A 17,615-nucleotide genomic window follows, 5' to 3' on the forward strand; every position below is an offset into this window, starting at 1 on the left:
TGCGTTCTCGCTTTTTTCGTGACTGGACTTCTCCCCGTTTCTCTGCAGCATACCGACCTGTCACATTGAGCCTCGTCAAAAACACGCCGGAGTTCATCCCCGGCGTCTTCCTGTTCCATGATTTTATTTATTCTTTCAATCGTTCCTGATCTGAATCACACGCTACTCCCGGGATTCCGGTCGTTTTGGTTTCACTGTTTTCTGGTCCGGTTTCGCGGAAGGTTTGCGAAGTCCCCGGGTCAGCGCCAGTCCATAATACAGAAGCCGCTCCAGGACATAAAGCACGAGCACAACCTTTACCGCCATGATCGAAAAAGCCATGCTGGAAGTCTGGACGGAAGTCGGACGGTAGACGACGTCATAGGTAATCGGTCCTTCGCTTTCCAGCATGTCAAACGTAACCAGTCCGGTATTCTCCGCAGCATAAGGAATAATCGTGTCGATCACTTCGCCATCCTTGATCGCGTCAACCTCATAGCCGTAATAATACGTGCGCGGAACAGTAAGCCACTGGCCGCTCGGCCCCGATTTTACAACAAATTTAAAATGTCCATACTCGCTTTCATCGACGTTCTTATCATTGATCAGCAGCTTCATACTGCTGTCGATGAACGATTCGCTCGGCGATACCGCCCATTTCACCCATTCGCGGTAATCCTTGTAATCGACGTCCACATCATACGGCAGATAATCCGCGCTGCTTAACTGCTGGACGTTGTAGACGGCGGTTTCCTGCGTTTCTCCATAAACGCTCAGCTGCGCTTCCTCCACCGTCATGGCATCCGGATAGCCGTAGATCTGATCATAATTCACCTTCAGCATAGAATAGGTCGGTATCAAGATCACGACTACGCTGGCCGTCTTCAACAGGATCCTGAATTCCACCCGTTTGAAATTTCGGATGAACACAAACCAGTAATACCCGCCGGCCAGCGCCAGCATCGGAATGCAGACCGGCAGCAGCCGCTGCACAAACTGCATAAAGCTGAAAAATGGAAACAGCTGCCAGGGAAACAGCTTCGTCATCATCAACATCGATACATAGCCGATAATCCAGCAGTGAAATATAAACGGATTGCGCTTGCGCTTCTCCTTCACCGCGAAGCCGATCAGCGGCATGAAGATCAGAAACGGCCCCGGAGAATTATTCAAATATACCGAAGTATCGACGGTGAAATTGAAGATTTCCGACAAGTCGACCGCGGAAGCCGCCAGCCCGCCGCCCAGATTAAACGTATGCGAAACGACCATATCCACCGCGCCCATCTGTTCCAGCATCGGAGCGATGAAAAACCAGGCGCAGGCCAGCGCCGCCAGAATCGCCTGCAGGATATTCAGAATCCGGATTTTTTCCCGCCACAGCTTTTTCATATTGATCAAAGCGAAGACCGCGAACACGATGCACATTAAAATAAAGCTGATGTTGTGCGACAGCACTAAACCGCAATACCCCACGGCCAGCCAGATCCAGCGCCGGCTGTCCTTGTACATCGTCTGATAGATTCCCGCCAGACAGATTGGAATGAAGACCAGCGCCAACAGCTCGCCCAGTCCGCCCCGCCGCAGAATGTCGGTGATGCTGTGCGTGTTCAGCATGAACAGCAGCATCGCCAGAATCGCCGCGTAACCGCTGCGCTTGCTTACCTTATAGCTGCACAGACCGATCATCATCGTCGCGATCCAGACTAACCCGAACACATACTTCTTATACACCAGCACCGGAAGCATGCCGTCCGTCAAAAGCGCGGCCGGCCAGTACAGAAAGAGGTTGCAGTAAAAGATCGGCGTCGGATATCCGAAATTGTAATTTTGATTCCAGAACAGATACGGGTATTCAACGTTGTTCTGCTGGGCCTCCATCAGGCTGATAATCCGGTTGATGTGGAAGCCGGTATCGGCGCCCAGATGAACCTGACCGTTGTTAAAGGGAAAACAGAAGAACGAAGCGATCAAGAACGAAACGAACACGATGATCAGAATCGTGCCTGCCCACATCAAAATCGGTTTCTCTTTTTTTAGTTGAATCACGTGATTAATCATTGCTTTATATTTCATCATATTTCTCTTAAATATCCTTTTTTAGTCACTATCTTCTTATTGTACTCAAATTTTCAGTAATTAAAATAGTAAAAAAGTAAAATTAATTCTTTTGTCATCAATTACACGGTTCTTCTACCGACGCTCTCTGTCCTTTTCAACAGTTCATCGGATGCCGGATTTTCCGGCTGCGAATTAGATAAGGAGGTGCTGGCACTCCATTTCCTAAAAAAGAGCGAACCGCTGTAATCCGCGTTTTAACGGAGTCAATATAAGAAGAACCCCCGGCGCTTCTTCAACGCCGGGGGTACCGCAGGAATTCAGCTGACAGCTGATTAAAACTTCTCGGAAACCTAATCAATTCTTCTTTTCCTGAATCCAGCCTTCGATCAGCTGCGCTGCCCGGACCGCGCCGCCGGCCTGGCGGAAGCTGCGGCTGATTGCCGCTGCATTTTCTTTTAATACCGGATTAGCCAGAACCTGATTAACCGCTCTGCGAATCGCGGCCGGACTGTTTTCATCTAAAAGAATACCGGCGTTCAGCTGCACGACCCGCCGCGCGACGCCGCCTTGTTCCGCGGTTTGCGGATAGAGAATCAGCGGCACCTCGGCATACAAGCCCTCGTTCACACTGTTCATTCCGCCATGCGTCAGAAACAACGCAGCTTTCTGCAGAACCTCAAGCTGATCCACCTGAGGGCGGATCGTGAAATGAGCCGGGGCTTCCAGCGCAGCCGCCTGGTTTTCCGTGCCGACCGCCATGATTACTTCGCCCGGATAATCGCGCAGCGCTTCCACGCAGTTCTGAAAGAAATCCGGATGTTGGTTATTGACAGTCCCCAGCGAGATATAAACCGCCGTTCTTACGTCTGCCGCTTTGGTTGAAATTTGTCTCAGGGAAGGCCCGACAAACTGAATCCGTTCGGAAAAGGTTTCGGCATACGGCTGAAATTCGCGCGACGTGTAAACGATCGTGCAGGTCTGATCATCATTCTGCAGGATAGAAAGCAGGTTCTTAACCGGATAGCCGTGTTCCCGCAGCCGGCGGATCTGACGGCGGATCTGCGGCATCGAGCGGATCAGGCTGAACAGCTGGCCAAAACTCTGTTTCATGATCTTGGCGGAGTACCGGTTAAAGGCAAACGTGGTTGTCGACGAGATTAAGGGAATTCCCAGCTTCAAGGCCGCGAACTTTCCCCAGACTGCCATCGAGTCGGCCACAATGCAGTCCGGCCGCAAGGCTTGCAGTGTTTCGCATATCTTTTTGTCAAGCGCCAGCGTCGTATCTGTCAGCAGCTTGATCGACCCGCCGACATCACTATTGGCCGCCATCGCTCCCGCCTTATCCATGGGAAGCTCCGCATCGCAGTTAATAAACCGGGCGCCCGCTTCCTCAATCCGCTGCTGAAATGGTGAAAATGAGAAGTACACAACCTGATGATTCCGCTTCGTTAGTTCCCGGACGACTTCTAATGTCGGATTGGTATGCCCGTAAGCAGGAAGGCAGAAGAATGCGATGATTGCCATATAACAACCTCCAAAGCCGGTTTCCCGGTCTTTTATTTTACGCCGCGTCCTTGGCTGAACGCCGGTGAGAATCTTGACGCAAATGGAACAAAAGAATCAATACCTTTACTTTTTCGTTTGACGGATAGATTCCGCGAATACTTTTGAATCTTCCTCCGGCATGTCCGGATAGAGTTCTTTCGCCTTGCCCGCAAAAATCGCGTCGGCAATCTTCTCAAAGACGTCATAGCGTTCGATCGCAATGCCCTTCTCCCTGTCCGCCAGCAACATCAGCGTATCGCCGGGCTGAATCTGAAACAAATCACGGACTTCCTTCGGGATAACAATCTGGCCTTTCGGTCCGACCTTCACAGAACTCATATATTTTCCGTCTTTTACCTGTGATTTCATGTTTTCCTCCTTGTATAAAAAGTATAACTTGTATAACTTATAACACCATATTACTCCTGTCTGCCAGGCTCGTCAAGCAACTTCCTGAACTATCGTGTCTTTCCTCCCTGAGTTTCATGAACCAGCCACTTTCTGCCGCAGGAAATAAAAAGCGATCCCGGTTTATCCAGAAATCGTTTTCCGTCTTCTTTCAAATTTATTCAGCTTTGCCTAAAAAACTCAGCAGCTCCGCTTTCCGCGTTTCACAATCGGCCTTGCCCAGTTCAAATAACTGCTTCAAGGCTTCCGCGTCGCCGGAGAACCGCTTTACGCCGAGATTTTTTGAAGGTCTTAACAACAACGCTTTGCCTTCCTTCTGCAAATCATCGACCAGATTCATTTCTTCATAATACACGTCGCTGCGGATTTTCAGCGCGTCGATCAACGCCTGGTTATGATACGCCATCTTTGAGGTATTCAGCAGCATCTTGCTGCTCGGCTTACGCACATAGCTCTCATCCTTGGTCACAATCACCAGATGCTTATCGCAGCCATAACCCAGCGAACGCTTGATCGGCACCATCGTCGTCACGCCGCCGTCCATATATAGCCCGCCGCGGTAAGGCACCGGCGCACCGGCCAATGGCAGTGTACACGCGCCTTTTAACAGCCGCAGATCGTCGTCCAGCTCCTGTTTTCTGACCCACTCCACTTTCGATGTATTCAAATTAAACAAGCCGATCTCAATCTCCATCGGCGCCTTCCGCAGCGCATCCAGCTCATAGTGGATCGTGTCCTTCAGAAGCCGGTCAAACATGAAGTCATATCCGACATAATGCCGTTCCTTCAATAAAGGATTCAGTCCTACATTCCGCTTGTCCGGCATGTAGATGACGCCGACATCATACAGATACTGTTTATTCTGCATTGCGAAGCTGCACAGATTCATCGCCCCGGCTGAAATGCCGACGCCGTAATCGAATTCGATCTCATGGTCGATCAGCCATGTCAAAACCCCAGCCGTATAGGCGCCGCGCATCCCGCCGCCTTCTAAAACCAGTCCGGTTTTTCCCATAAATTCACCTCAATCATCCAGTCATTTATTGTAACAAAAAAAACTGAATTTACCACTACAAAATCATGGTTTCGTCGCTTCTTGAACCATTTTTACGAATTCTTCCGTCCGGTCCGCGGATAAAATCCGGTGCGGGCAGTCCTTGCCTGAGAAATCATGGTGCTGCTTGATATCCTCAATCCGCAGATCATACGCCTTCATCAGCTCGGCGCACAGTGCGGCCGCGTTTTCCATTGTCTTTTCAAAATCATTGCCTTCGTTGACGCACAGCTCAATCCCGATCCCTGTCATATTGCCGCCGTTTTCCGTCATTTTATCACCCGCGTGCCAGCCGACTTCCTCATCCGGCAGGGAATGATAAATGGCATGATCGTCGACTGTATAATGCCAGGAATTGATGTCCGTTTCATTCGTCTTTAAATATTCGTTATGATGCCAGGCGTCCGCGCTGGCCGCTTCGTTGTCCGTTTCATGAATGACGATCCAGCGGATTTCACGCTGAATCCCGGGCCGGTTCTGATGTCCCTCAGGAATGTAATCATGCACAACTTCAATGCCGTTGACCGTCTGCAGCTGCACGCCTTCGGTATGATAGATCCGTTTTTCCCGTGCCGGCCACAGCCACAACAAAAGCAGCGCGATGACGATCAATCCCGCCAGCACGCCCAGAATCGCCAGCTTGCGGCGGACCGACGCTTTCAGGCGGTAACGTTTATGCGCCCGTTTTTGTTTTCCTGACGAAGAACGCGAGGAAACCGCCCGTTGGCGCGCGGCGGTTTTTCCTTGTTGAGTATTCATAAAACATCCCCAATCTGCGAAATAAACTTTATTTTATTTTAACATGTTCCTTTGCCGAACACCGAAGGAAATTCTTAATTCTTTCTAAAACATGCTATAATCAAAAACAAAGGCAGGAAGTGAATATGAAGAAAGTTATTTTTATCAGCGGTACGATGGGCAGCGGAAAAAGCACGGTCAGCCGCTTATGCAGCGAACAGCTTACCCGCAGCGTCTGGCTGGATGGGGATTGGTGCTGGATGATGCATCCGTTTCAGGTCAATGATCAAACTAAAGCGATGGTTCTGAACAATATTACCTATTTATTGAATCAGTTCCTCGCCCAGCCGGACTTCGATTATATTTTGTTCAGCTGGGTGATGGACGACCCCGAAACCGTGCGTTCGATTTTAAACCGGCTTCTCGGCGAATTTACTTTCTATCATTTTACCTTATCGCCTTCCCCTGCTCAGCTGCGCCGCCAGCTGCAGTCTGACATCGACCGGGGCCTGCGAACACCGGACTGTCTTGAGCGCAGCTTGGCCCGGCTGCCTCATTATGACGACATTGACTCAGAAAAAATAGAAACAACCGGACGTGAACCCCGGTCCATTGCCCGGGAAATTCTGTTCCGGCTGCGCTGACTCGCTTCAATTTTCTTAAAAAAAAACTCTTACCCGCGTAAGAAGTTTTTTTGCAATGACTTTCATGAGGATATTTCCGCAAATTTTAGAAAAACATGTGTTCCACAAAGATCCGCAGCCCGATCAGAATCAAAATCACACCGCCCAGAACCCGGGCTTTTTCTTTGACCATCGAACCGAAACGTTTCCCCATTGCCGCGCCGATCAGGCTCAGTCCGAAAGTGATGCCGCAAATCAACAGACAGGCGGTAAAAATATTGACATGAATGACCGCGAAGCTGATTCCCACTGCCAGAGCGTCGATACTGGTGGCAACTGCCTGCATCAGGATCGTCGGCAGCGTCAGCGTTTTATTCCCGCAGTTTTCACATTCCGATTCCCGGCTTTCCTGCCACGCTTCTTTAATCATATTCAGCCCGATCACGCCCAGCAGGATCAACGCGATCCAATGGTCGATTGAGCTGATCGCGTCGCTGAACATCCGGCCGCAGAAATAGCCGATCAGCGGCATGATTCCCTGGAACAAGCCGAACGCCCCGGAAGTGATCAGCGCTTCTTTGCGGTGAAAGTTTTCATAACATAAGCCGTCGGTGATCGACACCGCAAACGCGTCCATTGCCAAACCGACCGCTAACATGACTAACGTGACCGCATCCATAACATTTGCATCCATACATTTCCCTCTTTCTTCCTAAAAAAAGACCCAGGCATAAGCTCGTTAAAGCCTATGCTTGAGTCTTGTTCATTAAGCCAAACCAGGCGGCAAACCGCCATTGTGTTGATTTGACACGCAGGTTTCCCCACGCAAACTACTCCCTCAAGAAGTATGTTCAATATACCAAAAACAGAATGAAGATGCAAGCCTTTCCGCCTGTTTTTCCGGCCGCTTTCGACAAAGTGGCGCAGGTGTTGGAATTTACTTGAAATTTCCGATCCACAGCGGACTGCCGATCGCTTTCAAATGATCCTGAAACTCGTTCGTTCCATAAAGAACGTCGCGCTGATTCACCAATTCAATTTTGTTTTCAATAATCCAGTTTTTATATTCCTCGCTCGTGCATGCTTGCAGCTCTTTGCATCGGTGAAGATTACAGGTCGATTCTTCCATGATGTGATCGTCGCAATAGCCTGGATGCCAGCCATACATGAAAACTTCCTCGGCGTCTGTCCACCGCAGCGCCATCATTTTCTCTAACGGCTGATAATCTTTGAAATCTTCCAGCTTATAGCTGGGGTTTGTTGCCAGACCGGAAGAATAATAACGCAATGCCTTATATTTCGGATCACATTCCGTCGGATGGCGATGATCCGGCGCGGAGGAAAAAATATTATAGGCGATTCCGTGTTTTTCCACGACCGCTTTAAATGCTTTTTCAAGCGGCAGCTCGCTGTTTTTCACACTGGCGACATCAGGATATTTGCCCAGAATGCAATAACATAGCTCCATCTGCGCGTTGAATTCTTGATAAGTCTCTTCATAGGTTGCTTCCTGCATTAACTCCGGATGCCGGTGTCCCCATTTAAACCGGCCTTTTTCATTGACTAAAGAAGGAACTTCCTCCGGCGGCAGGACGGGACTTTCCCACAGATGACGATGCCAGCCGATCGACAGCCACGGTTTGTCCTTCAGCCAGTTTAACGCGGCGACAGTATCCGGCGAATCGAACATCACGTCCGCGGACGACGCGATCCCGCATTCAAATGCCTTAAACGCCCCCATGTCATAAGCCGGCGTATAGCCGACGTCATCGACCCTGAAAACCAATCTTTTTCTCATTCTCCTATTCCTCGTCTTTCTGTGCTTATTATACAAAATCCTCCGCTGTCTTCTGTCGCAAAAAAAGTTCTAATATGAGTGAAAAAGATGACACTTACCGGCATAGCACGGCTTTGCGGCGTACCCTTAACGATCCGTGAACGTTCTTTCTCCTAATTCAACAAGAAACAGCCCGGAAATCCGGTCTGTGTGAAGACGCCTTGAAATTTTTACTCGTTGAAAATATCCGTCATTTGCGAAAGTTCGTCTTCGTTTCCCTGGCCGCGGACTTGCCGTGCCTGCCGCCATAACAACGGCTGGATTTCCGGATACGTCAGTTCTTCAGGCAGTTCGCTGAACCATCGGGTTTCGGCCATTTCAAACGCGGGAAGGGGGCCCTGGACACCAGCGGACGCAGCGTAAAGCAGACCGCTGTCCTGCCGGCCGTCCTGGCTCACCGTATAAATGCACACCGGCTCAAGTTCAGCTTGCGTGACGCCGGTTTCCTCCCACAGCTCGCGTTCAGCCGCCTGACGCGGAGTTTCTCCCGGTTCAAGATGTCCGCCAGGAATTTCCCAGGCAGACCGCCGGCGATGCCGCGCCCACAACACCTGATCGCCATCCCGCAGAACGATAACGACATATTTCAGGGGTATAGCCTCGGCGCAGGCTTGAAAGCTAACCTTAATTTCGCTCATTTCCGACTCCTTTTCAACTTATTCTAATGTTTGACGTCCTTATTAAAACTTCATTCCATGGGGCTGCACGCTGGGAACCCCGGCGTTTACATCATCGGTGCAAACAGATTCAGAATAGCCCGGATTAACCGCACGGCAGCCGGAGTCTTGCGGCAGTCGTCCAGCGTCACTTCGCGGCAATCCTTTAATGTCTCGATGTAGTCCTGCTTCATATCCCGGATGATCGAACTCTTGTATGCCAGCACCCCGCATTCAAAATGCAGATAGTAACTGCGGTAATCCATATTGGTCGTACCGCACAGACCGATCTCATCGTCGCTGACAAAGGATTTGGAATGGATGAAGCCCGGCGTGTACTCATAGATCTTCACGCCTGCTTTTAGCAACGGTTCATAATTGGCGCGTGTCACCATAAACACCAGCTTTTTATCCGGTACATGCGGCACGATGATGCGCACGTCGACGCCGGCCTTGGCCGCCGTTTCCAACGCCCGCTGCATCTCATAGCCGATGATTAAATAAGGCGTATGGATGTAGACATAATGCCGCGCCTGATTGATGATGTTGAAATGGATCGTGGCTCCGACTTCCTCCTCATCCGTCGGGCTGTCGGAAAACGGCTGGATATAGCCGTCGCTTTGCAGCTGTTCCTCAGGCTTGTAGACCGGCCAGTAATCGTCATAGTTGCTCGGCGCCATATCTTTATAAACAAAGTTCCAGAACTGTAAGAACATGACGGTCAGACTCCACACGGCCTCGCCTCTGAGCATCACGGCCGTATCTTTCCAATGACCATATTTTTCATAAGCGTTGATGTATTCATCGGCCAGATTGATCCCGCCGACAAAGCCGATCTTCCCGTCGATCACACAGATCTTGCGGTGATCGCGGTTGTTCATCTGGATCACCAGCCGGGCTTTTAACGGATTGAACACGGCGCAGCGGATTCCCAGTTTTTCTAAGATTTTACGGTAGTTGGCCGGCAGGGTATAAACGCAGCCGGCATCATCGTACATCATCCGCACATCGACGCCCTGCTTCACCTTCTCAATCAAAATTTCCAGGATTGAATCCCACATGATCCCGTTATCGACAATAAAATATTCCAGGAAGATATACCGCTCCGCTTTTTTCAGTTCCCGCAGCATGTGCCAGAACTTCACCTCGCCGGTCGGGCAATAGGTCGCCTCCGTATTTTTATATACCGGATAGTAGGCGTTATTGAGCACATACCGGAACTGCTTGACAATCTGATTGTCCTGTTCCTCAATTTCTTTCAAAATTTTCTCATTGTGCGGCAGGACGGGATGGGTTCGGGCCGCTTCCGCCATCGCTTCCCTACGCAGCGCCTTCGGCATTTTCCGGCCGCCGAACATCAGATAAAATAACCCGCCGAACAGCGGGAAGACGAGCACCAGGATGATCCAGGCCAGTTTATATGACGGGTTTTCCTGTTTGTTCACGATGTAGATAATTAAAAAGAAGTTGATGAAACGAAGCAGGTCGCTGACCAGCTTAAACCCGGACAGGCTCACCATCACGCCGATGATCAAGCCCAGCTGAAGCAGGATAAGAACCGCCACGATGAAAAGTCGGTTCGCCATGATGTTCCATAGTTTTTTCATCATTTTTCCTTCTTTCCAAACTGCAGCGCATCCCACTGTTCCCTGACGCGCACGCCCGTCAAATCAATAAACGTCTGAACCTCGGCGATCCGCTGCGGCATGAGCGCAAACTGCCGGGGGTCATGGGCATCCATGCCATAGACCGCAGTGCAGCCGAAGGTTCCGGCGATTTCCCAGAACCTCGCCCACGGATAAGCGTAACGCCAGCCTTCCCGATAAGCCAGCTTGCCATGCTTCATTCCCTTAAGATTGATCTCCAGCGGCACCTCGGCGTTCACCGCCGCCGCACAAATGATCCGCGCCGCTTCGTCGCAGGCTGGCGACCAATGGTCGCGGCTTAACATAAAGTATTCCGGATGGGCAACATAATCCGCCAACCCTTCCGCTAACGCCGCCGCGATCCGGCGGGCATAAAGCAATACATTTTCATCCTCCGCCGCTTCGCAGAAATCCGTGCCGCCGGGGGTCAGATAGTGGTTGCCAAGAATCATATAGTCCGTTTCATCCCGGCGTTCCTGCAGCTCCTGGCGCAAGGAGGGAAAATATTCAAATTCATATCCGGTAAGAATGGTAATCTGATCCCGGTATTTATCTTTCAAGCTTGCGATCGAATTCAGATATCCTGCTTTTTCTTCGCTATTCATGCGGTCGCGCTGATCTCTCAAACACGCGAACGGGCAGTGATCGCTGAAGCCTAAAACTTTGAATCCGGCTTTGATCGCCGCCTGAACATACGCTTCATCTGTGCCGACGGCGTGACGGCAGCGGGCGGTATGAGTATGAAGATTAAAATCCGGCATGCTTTCACCCCTCAATACGTCATATTATAGCGAAATCCGTGCCCATTTGCACGAAAGACTTTCTTAAGATCAGCCTAAGAAATGAAGCTGGAAAAGCCTGGAAATCGAATATGCGCAGAAAATGTCCACCAAGGGCATGCCATTCAACATTTCGTTGAACGAACAAGCCGGAAGATATGAAAAGAACCGGCAGCGCCGGTTACAGGTGATATTCAAAAATACATTTCTGAACGTCGCCGTACTGATACAGATAATGCTCCTTCGGCACGTCGACGATCGCCTTCAATTCTCCGCCCAGTGCTTCCAATGTCCGCCGCGAGGGCAGATTGTCCGGATTGCACGTGATGATCAGCGAATTCATGCCATATTTCTGCTTCGCCAGCTGGAACAACAGGCGGCAGGCTTTAAGCGCGTAATGATGCCCGCGGTACATCGGGTACACGGTATAGCCGATCTGCCCGGCATAATATAATTCCTCATTCATGCCCATCCGCAGATCGCAGCGTCCCACAGCGGCGTGCTTTCCATGTTCGCGGATTTCAAAAACAACGGACGGCACATCGTTGCGGCCCGCCTCTTTTTTGACTTCCATGACCTTGATCAAATCAATTTCCTGATCGGTCAGCACCTCTCTGCGAAACAGCCAGTCCATAACCTTCATCCGCCTAGCCCGCGGCCGCTTCGTCCAGCAGCGCCTGAATTTGCGCGCGTGTCAGCGCGCCTTCCAGTTTCTTCTGCGCGCCCAGATAAAAGGTCGGGACATAATAATAATCGTATTGATCAGCCAGCTGCGGATTTTCGCCTTCATCAATCTTCGTAATGCGGATATTCCGATAGCGCGGATCCGCAAGCAAAACGTCGAGATCTTTCTGCGCCTGGCGGCAATAGGGGCAATTCTTTAAGACAAACATTGTGATTTCCTGCATGGTTTCACCTTCTTATCTTCAGTTTACCAGAATCAGGAAAAAGTGACAATGCCTTTGCCTGGAAGAAGTCCCGACAAGTTTCGTCCCATTCCGCGATTTCTTTCAATTCTTTTACGAATTGACAAACGTTGCAAGCGCATGAACAGAATATGATAGAATAAGACTAATTATAGAGCGAACAAATCCAAGACGGGAAAGGAGGCTTTCAAATATGATGAGAAAAACAGGGGTGCTAGCTTTATGTGTTCTGCTTTTGGGCGGCTGCGCCAGGCGGGTAGAAAATCCCGGACCGCCGCAGATTACGATTTTAGAAGACGCCGTCATCGAGGTCAATCAGCCTGATTTTTCAGAAGATATGCTGCGGGCTTATTTTAAAGCTGTGGACAGTCAGGGCAACGAATTGCCTGCGGAAAACGTCGTCTTTCTGAACAACGCCAATAATTCCCTGCTCGGGACCTCTTATATCAAGATCAAGGCGGTGGATAAAAACGGTTATTACGATGTGAAAACCTTGAAGGTCACGACGGTCGATCATACCGCTCCAACCTATGTGCTGCCGGTGCAGCCGCCGGTCTTTTTAACGGGCGAAGCTCCTGAACTGACGGCGAAGACCGCCGGGATTTTGCTGCAGGATAATTTCAACCGCGAATCCACGCTGGTCAAAAACTTCCGCTGGCTGATCAGCGACGTCGATTACGCGACACCGGGAACGTATTCCCTGCCTGGCCGGTTCCAGGATTCTTCCGGCAATGCCGTTGAATTCACGCTTTCGGTAAAGGTCAGCGAGGATCCGGTAGAAAAAGCGCAGGCCTGCCTGGAATTAATATTAGAGCTGTGCCAGGGATCCGCGAATTACTTCATTCTGGACGCGGCCGGCGAGGATCAGCAGGTCGAGATTCAGAATTACGACGCGATCCTCGACGCCTTCTTCACCGCGGAAGGCCGCCGGATTCTGGAAGCCTCCACGTTCGCCCAGCGTGTCATAATTACGGACGATACGGTCAGCTGGATCGGCGCGCAGACGCCCGCCGGCGACGGACAGTATATCAAAACCAGCTTCACTCTGGTCAAACAGGATGAAGATCAGCTGACCTTCGACGCGACGTCGGCATGGCAGGTTCAGGGGCAAATGGTCGAGGAAACCTCCGAGTTTATCCTGAAAAAAGAACAGGGCATGTGGAAGATTGACAGCTTCGTCAATCCGTTGGACGGACCGCCGGCAAATTCGAAAACCACCCCGTCTCCTTCTCCGCGGTCCACAACCTCTCCCCTGCCTTCCGCTTCCCCGCAGCCAGCGCCGTCCGCCAGTCCGAAAATCGGATAAATCCTAATCTCAAGATCAGCGCAAAATCAGAGGGACAGCGATCCCGAGGCAGGAAAACGGCTGCCGCGTTGACAAACTATGCATCGGTTCTGACACGACATCCAGTTTATCTGTTCCGCAATTTTTCACAAAATAAAACAACGTCGGGAAGCCTTTCCCCTGGACGTTGTTTTTTTTAGAATGAGGAAGCCGATCTGGTCTATCCAGCCTTCTTTTCGGCCCGCATCGCTTGCTCAGTCCGCCATCAGGTTGTTGCCGGACAACAGCGGCGTCGCCAGCGCCAGACAGGCAAGTCCGATCAAGCCGTTGACAGCCAAACCCGCCAGCTGCACAGCCAGCGCCGGCAGTCCCGGTACGAACATCAGCGCCACGACCGTAATGCCGTAAGGAATCGCCAGGATCAGACAGAAAACCATCTTGATCATCTGTTCCATCAACGGCGTCGAGCGGCTTTTCATCAAGCGCAGGCAAACCAGCGAAGCGCTGAGAAACAACCAGCCAAAACCCGTCATCATCAACGCGGCCGGTATGATTTCAGTCCAGCTGCAGCCCAGGACAAACGGACAGAAAACTAACGAAGCGAACACCACCGCCACGATGTGCAGCATCGACGGCACCATCAGGGCCGCCAGCTTTTTAAGCGGCCGGTCCGGAATCAAATACAGATAGAACACCCGTAAATCCTGGGCGATCCGATCCGTCGTCGCACTGGTGAACAGGACGATTAGAACGAAGAACTGATAAAAGCCGAACCCTTGTCCATTCATCCAGACAATCCCCAGATAAATTGCGATTAACAGCACTTCCTGCAGCGATAACAGCCGCCGTGTTTTGCGCAGGATCAGAAGATTCTTGGAAACCAGCGCCGCCGCGCCGCTGCCAAAGCGCGCCTGCTTCACTGACACAACCTTTTCGTTCGTTCCACCCGAAGACCGCCGCACGCGGGCATTCTGCCGCAGCTCGCTGATCCATTCCGCGTCCATAATCGCCTGTTCGTAGAAATCACCCTTAACGTTCAAAATCAGCGCGGTGATCCCGGCGCAGACAAGAAGCGTCGCCGCAAAGCCGATCAGGCAGGTCGTCATATCCTGACTCACTAAGCCGATCAGCGCCATTTTGCACCAGCCGAACACCGGCACCCAGTTAAATAACGGATCAGCCACAAACCGGGTGATTGTACTTTGAATCCCGCCGCCGTCAAAACCGACGTTGCGAATCGCGATCAGGCCGATAAACCCCAGCAGCACCGCCAGGAATCCATATTTTAACCACTTCGCCCGCGGCTTCACCAATTCCAGAAAATAAAACCAGGTAAACAGGGCAAACGCGAAGTAAAACATCAACAAGCTGCTCAGGATTAACGAAAGCACTAACGGAACCGTCAGAATCACAGTGGAGCTCATCATCATTAAGATATAAGCCACGGCGATCAGCGCATAAATCAGGCTGCCTTCCACCGTTTCAATCAACAAGTAGGCCAGCGTCTGCTTCCGCGTAAACGGACCCGCAAAAATAAACTGGGCGTCATCACGCGTCACGATCGCGGAACGCTTCTGCAGGATCATAATCGTCATCAAAAACAGCACATAACCGCAGAACAACATCATCCAGCCCTGCACTGACTGAACGTTCATCATTGCCGACATCATTTCCCGATTCCGCACCGCCGAATAAATAGAAAATCCGAAGAACCCCACGACCAGCAGTGTTACGATCGCCGAGGTCGGCTTAGAAAACAACCGGCGGAGCTGCGCTTTGAGCTTGACAAAAAACAAATAGCTGAGCGCATTCATCCCTGTTCCCCCTGCGTGCAGGCAAAGAAAATTTCCTTCAGCGACTGATCGCCCAGATCCTCGCGGCGGACCTCGCGCACGATTTTTCCTTGATGCAGAATGTACGCATCATCCCACAGCGATTCAAACATGTCGATAATATGCGTGGAAATCAAAATACTTTTTCCCTCGTCGCGCAGCTCTTTCAGCAGCTGCAGCACAGTTTCAATCGCCGCCGGATCAAGTCCGATCATCGGTTCGTCGATCAAAATCGAATCCGGATCGGCCAATAACGCCAGTACCATCGACAGCTTCTGCGACATTCCTTTGGATAATTCGCGGGCTGTTTTTTTCGTTTTGTCCGCCAGCTCCAGCCGTTCCAACAACGCCTGGGCACGGATCTCGCCCTGTTCAGATTGATATGCCCGGCTGATGAACTGGATATGTTCCCGGATTGTCAGCTGATCATACAACACCGGTGTTTCCGGAATATAGCCGAACCGCCGCTTCGCGTCAACCGACGAATTGGGGAAACCGTCAATCAGAATCTTGCCGTCAAATTTAAGCAGCCCCGCGATGCTTTTGATCGTTGTGGACTTGCCCGCTCCGTTGGGACCTAAAAGAATTGTGATCCGGCCATTGTTCGCCGTCAGCGACAGATCGTCGACCGCTTTAAACAAGCCGTATTTTTTTGTGACGTGATAGACTTCAATCATTGAAATCATCCTCCCATTTTATGTTTCTTATTCTAGCATATTTTTCTTATTTTATTTATTACAAATTCTTAACATTCGACTCCGGTTCGCCTCCTTGCCCCTAACTTATGCCCGGACGTTAGGGACAGGTCAAGCAATTTCTCATATTTTAATATAGAAACAATCGTTTTCCGTCCTTGCCTTTCTAATCTCAGTTTTAGTGGATTCAGCCCAGTTCTTTCATTTGTTTCCAGCAAATTAATTTCAGTCCCAGCCCGGCGCTGACCTGCAGCGCGATCAGAAGCCATAACCCCACGGGCATCGGCTTGCGGGCATAAGCGATCATCAACAGGTATAAACCCGACAAAAGCAGAAGTAAATGCGCGAAGGCTGTCCGCGTAATGATTTGTTTCCGCAGCCGATCCTCAAGCTTCTCCTGCAGCGACACCTGGCGTTTCAGCAGCTGCATTCGGATGCGGTAGCCGGAAGCGCACATCGTCGTCATCGTAAAGCCGATCAGCCCGGTCAGAAAGATCAGCGCGATCCCCCGGCCTTTAAGTCCAGAGAACAAAAGTGCGATTAACAAGCCGCCCAGAACCAGGCTGATCCGCGACAGGCCACGGGCCAGCGGCACATAGGACTCCAGCTTCGTCGATGCCTCCGTATGGATCGGAGTCCGCTTTTCATCAGACCAGAATAAAACGATCGGATCCTGACGAAATGCCGAATGCCAGCCGGAGGCTTCCATCAAGGCCAGATATTCCTGCCGTTCAGCCGGATCGGAAGGCAGATAATCAAATTCATACTGTCTGAACTGCGGCTCGCCCCGAACCAGCCGCCAGCCTAAACCACCCCAGGCTACACTCTCAAACAGCCAGCCCTCCTGCGCCAGTTTTTCAAGCCGCAGCTTTTCCTGTTCTTCCTCAAATACAAGACCCTGGGCTAATATAATTTTTTTCTTCATCGGTTATATTCCTTTCTCCATCATTATTTTGCGGGCCGTCGTGACAATCGTTTCCCGGCGGGTTAATTCATGGCGCAGTAAGATCCGACCTTTATCGGTCAGCACGTAAGACTTCTTTCCTTCTTCCACCGCCGTCTGCGTGATCAGCTCGTTGGCGCACATCTTTTTCAGCAGCGTATACAACGTGCCGGGCCCGATCATTCCCGGTACGCCGGTCAGCTGTTCAATATACTTCATAATCGCATAACCATGCAGCGGTTCGATCAGCGCTAATAAGATGTAAAACGCCGCGTCGGTCAGCTGTTCTGTTTCAAAGGTATCTTGTTTTGGCATTTCTATTCCTCACAGTCTATTCACGATATATCCATTTAAGATATATCTATTATAGATATATATAAAAATCCTGTCAACAACATTTCTGATTGAAATATAAATCAAGGTCATTTTAACTTAATCCTCCCTCTTATTAGGGATTACGATTTAAAAAAACAACGATAAGAGAAATAAAAGACAGTCCTTCATCTTTGGCGAATCGATGCAGTTCTTCTGGAATGAGGTCACGCAAGTTGCCCGGTTGTTCAGAACTCCACAAAAAAAGCTGTAACCTTGAGATTCATTCCAGTTTT

Annotated in this window: 18 protein-coding genes; 2 read left to right on the plus strand and 16 right to left on the minus strand. The window is 50.6% G+C overall.

The annotated features are described in order from the left end of the window. Window positions 1-162 precede the first annotated feature (162 nt). The 5 genes from HOLDEFILI_RS17445 to HOLDEFILI_RS18650 form a co-directional block, all read right to left on the minus strand. On the minus strand, window positions 163-2,055 hold the full coding sequence (locus HOLDEFILI_RS17445) for a hypothetical protein (protein WP_039865406.1): 1,893 nt from the start codon (window positions 2,053-2,055) through the stop codon (window positions 163-165). Between the two features lie 339 nt (window positions 2,056-2,394). Beyond that, window positions 2,395-3,564, minus strand: coding sequence for a macrolide family glycosyltransferase (locus HOLDEFILI_RS17450; protein WP_006061249.1), 1,170 nt, complete (start codon window positions 3,562-3,564; stop codon window positions 2,395-2,397). Between the two features lie 105 nt (window positions 3,565-3,669). Continuing rightward, on the minus strand, window positions 3,670-3,954 hold the full coding sequence (locus tag HOLDEFILI_RS17455) for an AbrB/MazE/SpoVT family DNA-binding domain-containing protein (RefSeq protein ID WP_006061250.1): 285 nt from the start codon (window positions 3,952-3,954) through the stop codon (window positions 3,670-3,672). A gap of 196 nt (window positions 3,955-4,150) precedes the next feature. Beyond that, a complete protein-coding gene (locus tag HOLDEFILI_RS17460) occupies window positions 4,151-5,008 on the minus strand; it encodes a patatin-like phospholipase family protein (protein ID WP_006061251.1) in 858 nt (285 codons plus the stop codon). Between the two features lie 63 nt (window positions 5,009-5,071). Continuing rightward, entirely contained in the window at window positions 5,072-5,806 is a 735-nt protein-coding gene (locus HOLDEFILI_RS18650; protein WP_006061252.1) for a peptidoglycan recognition protein family protein, read from the minus strand. Window positions 5,807-5,931: 125 nt separating this feature from the next. Between HOLDEFILI_RS18650 and HOLDEFILI_RS17470 the strand changes: the two genes are divergently transcribed. Then, a complete protein-coding gene (locus HOLDEFILI_RS17470; RefSeq protein WP_006061253.1) occupies window positions 5,932-6,429 on the plus strand; it encodes an AAA family ATPase in 498 nt (165 codons plus the stop codon). Between the two features lie 85 nt (window positions 6,430-6,514). On the opposite strand, the gene HOLDEFILI_RS17475 is transcribed toward HOLDEFILI_RS17470, so the two are convergent. The 7 genes from HOLDEFILI_RS17475 to HOLDEFILI_RS17505 all read right to left on the minus strand — a co-directional run bounded on the left by HOLDEFILI_RS17475 (window position 6,515) and on the right by HOLDEFILI_RS17505 (window position 12,234). Continuing rightward, complete coding sequence (locus tag HOLDEFILI_RS17475; protein WP_006061254.1) at window positions 6,515-7,102, minus strand: manganese efflux pump MntP; 588 nt, start codon at window positions 7,100-7,102, stop codon at window positions 6,515-6,517. A 243-nt stretch (window positions 7,103-7,345) separates the two neighbouring features. Continuing rightward, a complete protein-coding gene (locus tag HOLDEFILI_RS17480) occupies window positions 7,346-8,206 on the minus strand; it encodes a ChbG/HpnK family deacetylase (RefSeq protein WP_006061255.1) in 861 nt (286 codons plus the stop codon). 209 nt (window positions 8,207-8,415) lie between these two features. Further along, a complete protein-coding gene (locus tag HOLDEFILI_RS17485) occupies window positions 8,416-8,883 on the minus strand; it encodes an NUDIX hydrolase (RefSeq protein ID WP_006061256.1) in 468 nt (155 codons plus the stop codon). 86 nt (window positions 8,884-8,969) lie between these two features. Beyond that, on the minus strand, window positions 8,970-10,508 hold the full coding sequence (gene cls, locus HOLDEFILI_RS17490; protein ID WP_244264348.1) for a cardiolipin synthase: 1,539 nt from the start codon (window positions 10,506-10,508) through the stop codon (window positions 8,970-8,972). Then, complete coding sequence (locus tag HOLDEFILI_RS17495) at window positions 10,508-11,308, minus strand: histidinol-phosphatase (protein WP_006061258.1); 801 nt, start codon at window positions 11,306-11,308, stop codon at window positions 10,508-10,510. The genes cls and HOLDEFILI_RS17495 overlap by 1 nt, the downstream gene beginning before the upstream one ends. Window positions 11,309-11,507: 199 nt before the next feature. Then, window positions 11,508-11,960, minus strand: a complete 453-nt coding sequence (locus HOLDEFILI_RS17500) for a GNAT family N-acetyltransferase (protein WP_039865408.1) — start codon at window positions 11,958-11,960, stop codon at window positions 11,508-11,510. Window positions 11,961-11,973: 13 nt separating this feature from the next. After that, on the minus strand, window positions 11,974-12,234 hold the full coding sequence (locus HOLDEFILI_RS17505) for a thioredoxin family protein (protein ID WP_006061261.1): 261 nt from the start codon (window positions 12,232-12,234) through the stop codon (window positions 11,974-11,976). 211 nt (window positions 12,235-12,445) lie between these two features. Between HOLDEFILI_RS17505 and HOLDEFILI_RS17510 the strand changes: the two genes are divergently transcribed. Beyond that, the gene (locus HOLDEFILI_RS17510) at window positions 12,446-13,558 is read left to right on the plus strand and encodes a putative periplasmic lipoprotein (protein ID WP_006061262.1); all 1,113 of its coding nucleotides are present in this window, start codon (window positions 12,446-12,448) and stop codon (window positions 13,556-13,558) included. A 233-nt stretch (window positions 13,559-13,791) separates the two neighbouring features. Here HOLDEFILI_RS17510 and HOLDEFILI_RS17515 read toward each other — a convergent pair whose 3' ends face one another. The 4 genes from HOLDEFILI_RS17515 to HOLDEFILI_RS17530 form a co-directional block, all read right to left on the minus strand. Continuing rightward, complete coding sequence (locus HOLDEFILI_RS17515; RefSeq protein ID WP_006061264.1) at window positions 13,792-15,351, minus strand: putative ABC exporter domain-containing protein; 1,560 nt, start codon at window positions 15,349-15,351, stop codon at window positions 13,792-13,794. Beyond that, the gene (locus HOLDEFILI_RS17520; protein WP_039865409.1) at window positions 15,348-16,046 is read right to left on the minus strand and encodes an ABC transporter ATP-binding protein; all 699 of its coding nucleotides are present in this window, start codon (window positions 16,044-16,046) and stop codon (window positions 15,348-15,350) included. The genes HOLDEFILI_RS17515 and HOLDEFILI_RS17520 overlap by 4 nt, the downstream gene beginning before the upstream one ends. A 205-nt stretch (window positions 16,047-16,251) precedes the next feature. Beyond that, window positions 16,252-16,989: a DUF2812 domain-containing protein gene (locus HOLDEFILI_RS17525; RefSeq protein WP_006061266.1), complete on the minus strand. Its 738-nt coding sequence runs from the start codon at window positions 16,987-16,989 to the stop codon at window positions 16,252-16,254. A gap of 3 nt (window positions 16,990-16,992) precedes the next feature. Next, window positions 16,993-17,322: a PadR family transcriptional regulator gene (locus HOLDEFILI_RS17530; RefSeq protein WP_006061267.1), complete on the minus strand. Its 330-nt coding sequence runs from the start codon at window positions 17,320-17,322 to the stop codon at window positions 16,993-16,995. Window positions 17,323-17,615 lie beyond the last annotated feature (293 nt).

Source organism: Holdemania filiformis DSM 12042, from assembly GCF_000157995.1.
Lineage (GTDB): Bacteria > Bacillota_I > Bacilli_A > Erysipelotrichales > Erysipelotrichaceae > Holdemania > Holdemania filiformis.

What these genes read in the sequence shown, in the direction of transcription:
- HOLDEFILI_RS17460 (WP_006061251.1), bottom strand. Translation starts at nt 5,008, where the DNA reads ATGGGAAAAACCGGACTGGTTTTAGAAGGCGGCGGGATGCGCGGCGCC.
- HOLDEFILI_RS17455 (WP_006061250.1), bottom strand. Translation starts at nt 3,954, where the DNA reads ATGAAATCACAGGTAAAAGACGGAAAATATATGAGTTCTGTGAAGGTC.
- HOLDEFILI_RS17500 (WP_039865408.1), bottom strand. Translation starts at nt 11,960, where the DNA reads ATGGACTGGCTGTTTCGCAGAGAGGTGCTGACCGATCAGGAAATTGAT.
- HOLDEFILI_RS17515 (WP_006061264.1), bottom strand. Translation starts at nt 15,351, where the DNA reads ATGAATGCGCTCAGCTATTTGTTTTTTGTCAAGCTCAAAGCGCAGCTC.
- HOLDEFILI_RS17475 (WP_006061254.1), bottom strand. Translation starts at nt 7,102, where the DNA reads ATGGATGCAAATGTTATGGATGCGGTCACGTTAGTCATGTTAGCGGTC.
- HOLDEFILI_RS17480 (WP_006061255.1), bottom strand. Translation starts at nt 8,206, where the DNA reads ATGAGAAAAAGATTGGTTTTCAGGGTCGATGACGTCGGCTATACGCCG.
- HOLDEFILI_RS17445 (WP_039865406.1), bottom strand. Translation starts at nt 2,055, where the DNA reads ATGAAATATAAAGCAATGATTAATCACGTGATTCAACTAAAAAAAGAG.
- HOLDEFILI_RS17510 (WP_006061262.1), top strand. Translation starts at nt 12,446, where the DNA reads ATGATGAGAAAAACAGGGGTGCTAGCTTTATGTGTTCTGCTTTTGGGC.
- HOLDEFILI_RS17470 (WP_006061253.1), top strand. Translation starts at nt 5,932, where the DNA reads ATGAAGAAAGTTATTTTTATCAGCGGTACGATGGGCAGCGGAAAAAGC.
- HOLDEFILI_RS18650 (WP_006061252.1), bottom strand. Translation starts at nt 5,806, where the DNA reads ATGAATACTCAACAAGGAAAAACCGCCGCGCGCCAACGGGCGGTTTCC.
- HOLDEFILI_RS17495 (WP_006061258.1), bottom strand. Translation starts at nt 11,308, where the DNA reads ATGCCGGATTTTAATCTTCATACTCATACCGCCCGCTGCCGTCACGCC.
- HOLDEFILI_RS17525 (WP_006061266.1), bottom strand. Translation starts at nt 16,989, where the DNA reads ATGAAGAAAAAAATTATATTAGCCCAGGGTCTTGTATTTGAGGAAGAA.
- HOLDEFILI_RS17530 (WP_006061267.1), bottom strand. Translation starts at nt 17,322, where the DNA reads ATGCCAAAACAAGATACCTTTGAAACAGAACAGCTGACCGACGCGGCG.
- HOLDEFILI_RS17520 (WP_039865409.1), bottom strand. Translation starts at nt 16,046, where the DNA reads ATGATTGAAGTCTATCACGTCACAAAAAAATACGGCTTGTTTAAAGCG.
- cls (WP_244264348.1), bottom strand. Translation starts at nt 10,508, where the DNA reads ATGAAAAAACTATGGAACATCATGGCGAACCGACTTTTCATCGTGGCG.
- HOLDEFILI_RS17505 (WP_006061261.1), bottom strand. Translation starts at nt 12,234, where the DNA reads ATGCAGGAAATCACAATGTTTGTCTTAAAGAATTGCCCCTATTGCCGC.
- HOLDEFILI_RS17450 (WP_006061249.1), bottom strand. Translation starts at nt 3,564, where the DNA reads ATGGCAATCATCGCATTCTTCTGCCTTCCTGCTTACGGGCATACCAAT.
- HOLDEFILI_RS17485 (WP_006061256.1), bottom strand. Translation starts at nt 8,883, where the DNA reads ATGAGCGAAATTAAGGTTAGCTTTCAAGCCTGCGCCGAGGCTATACCC.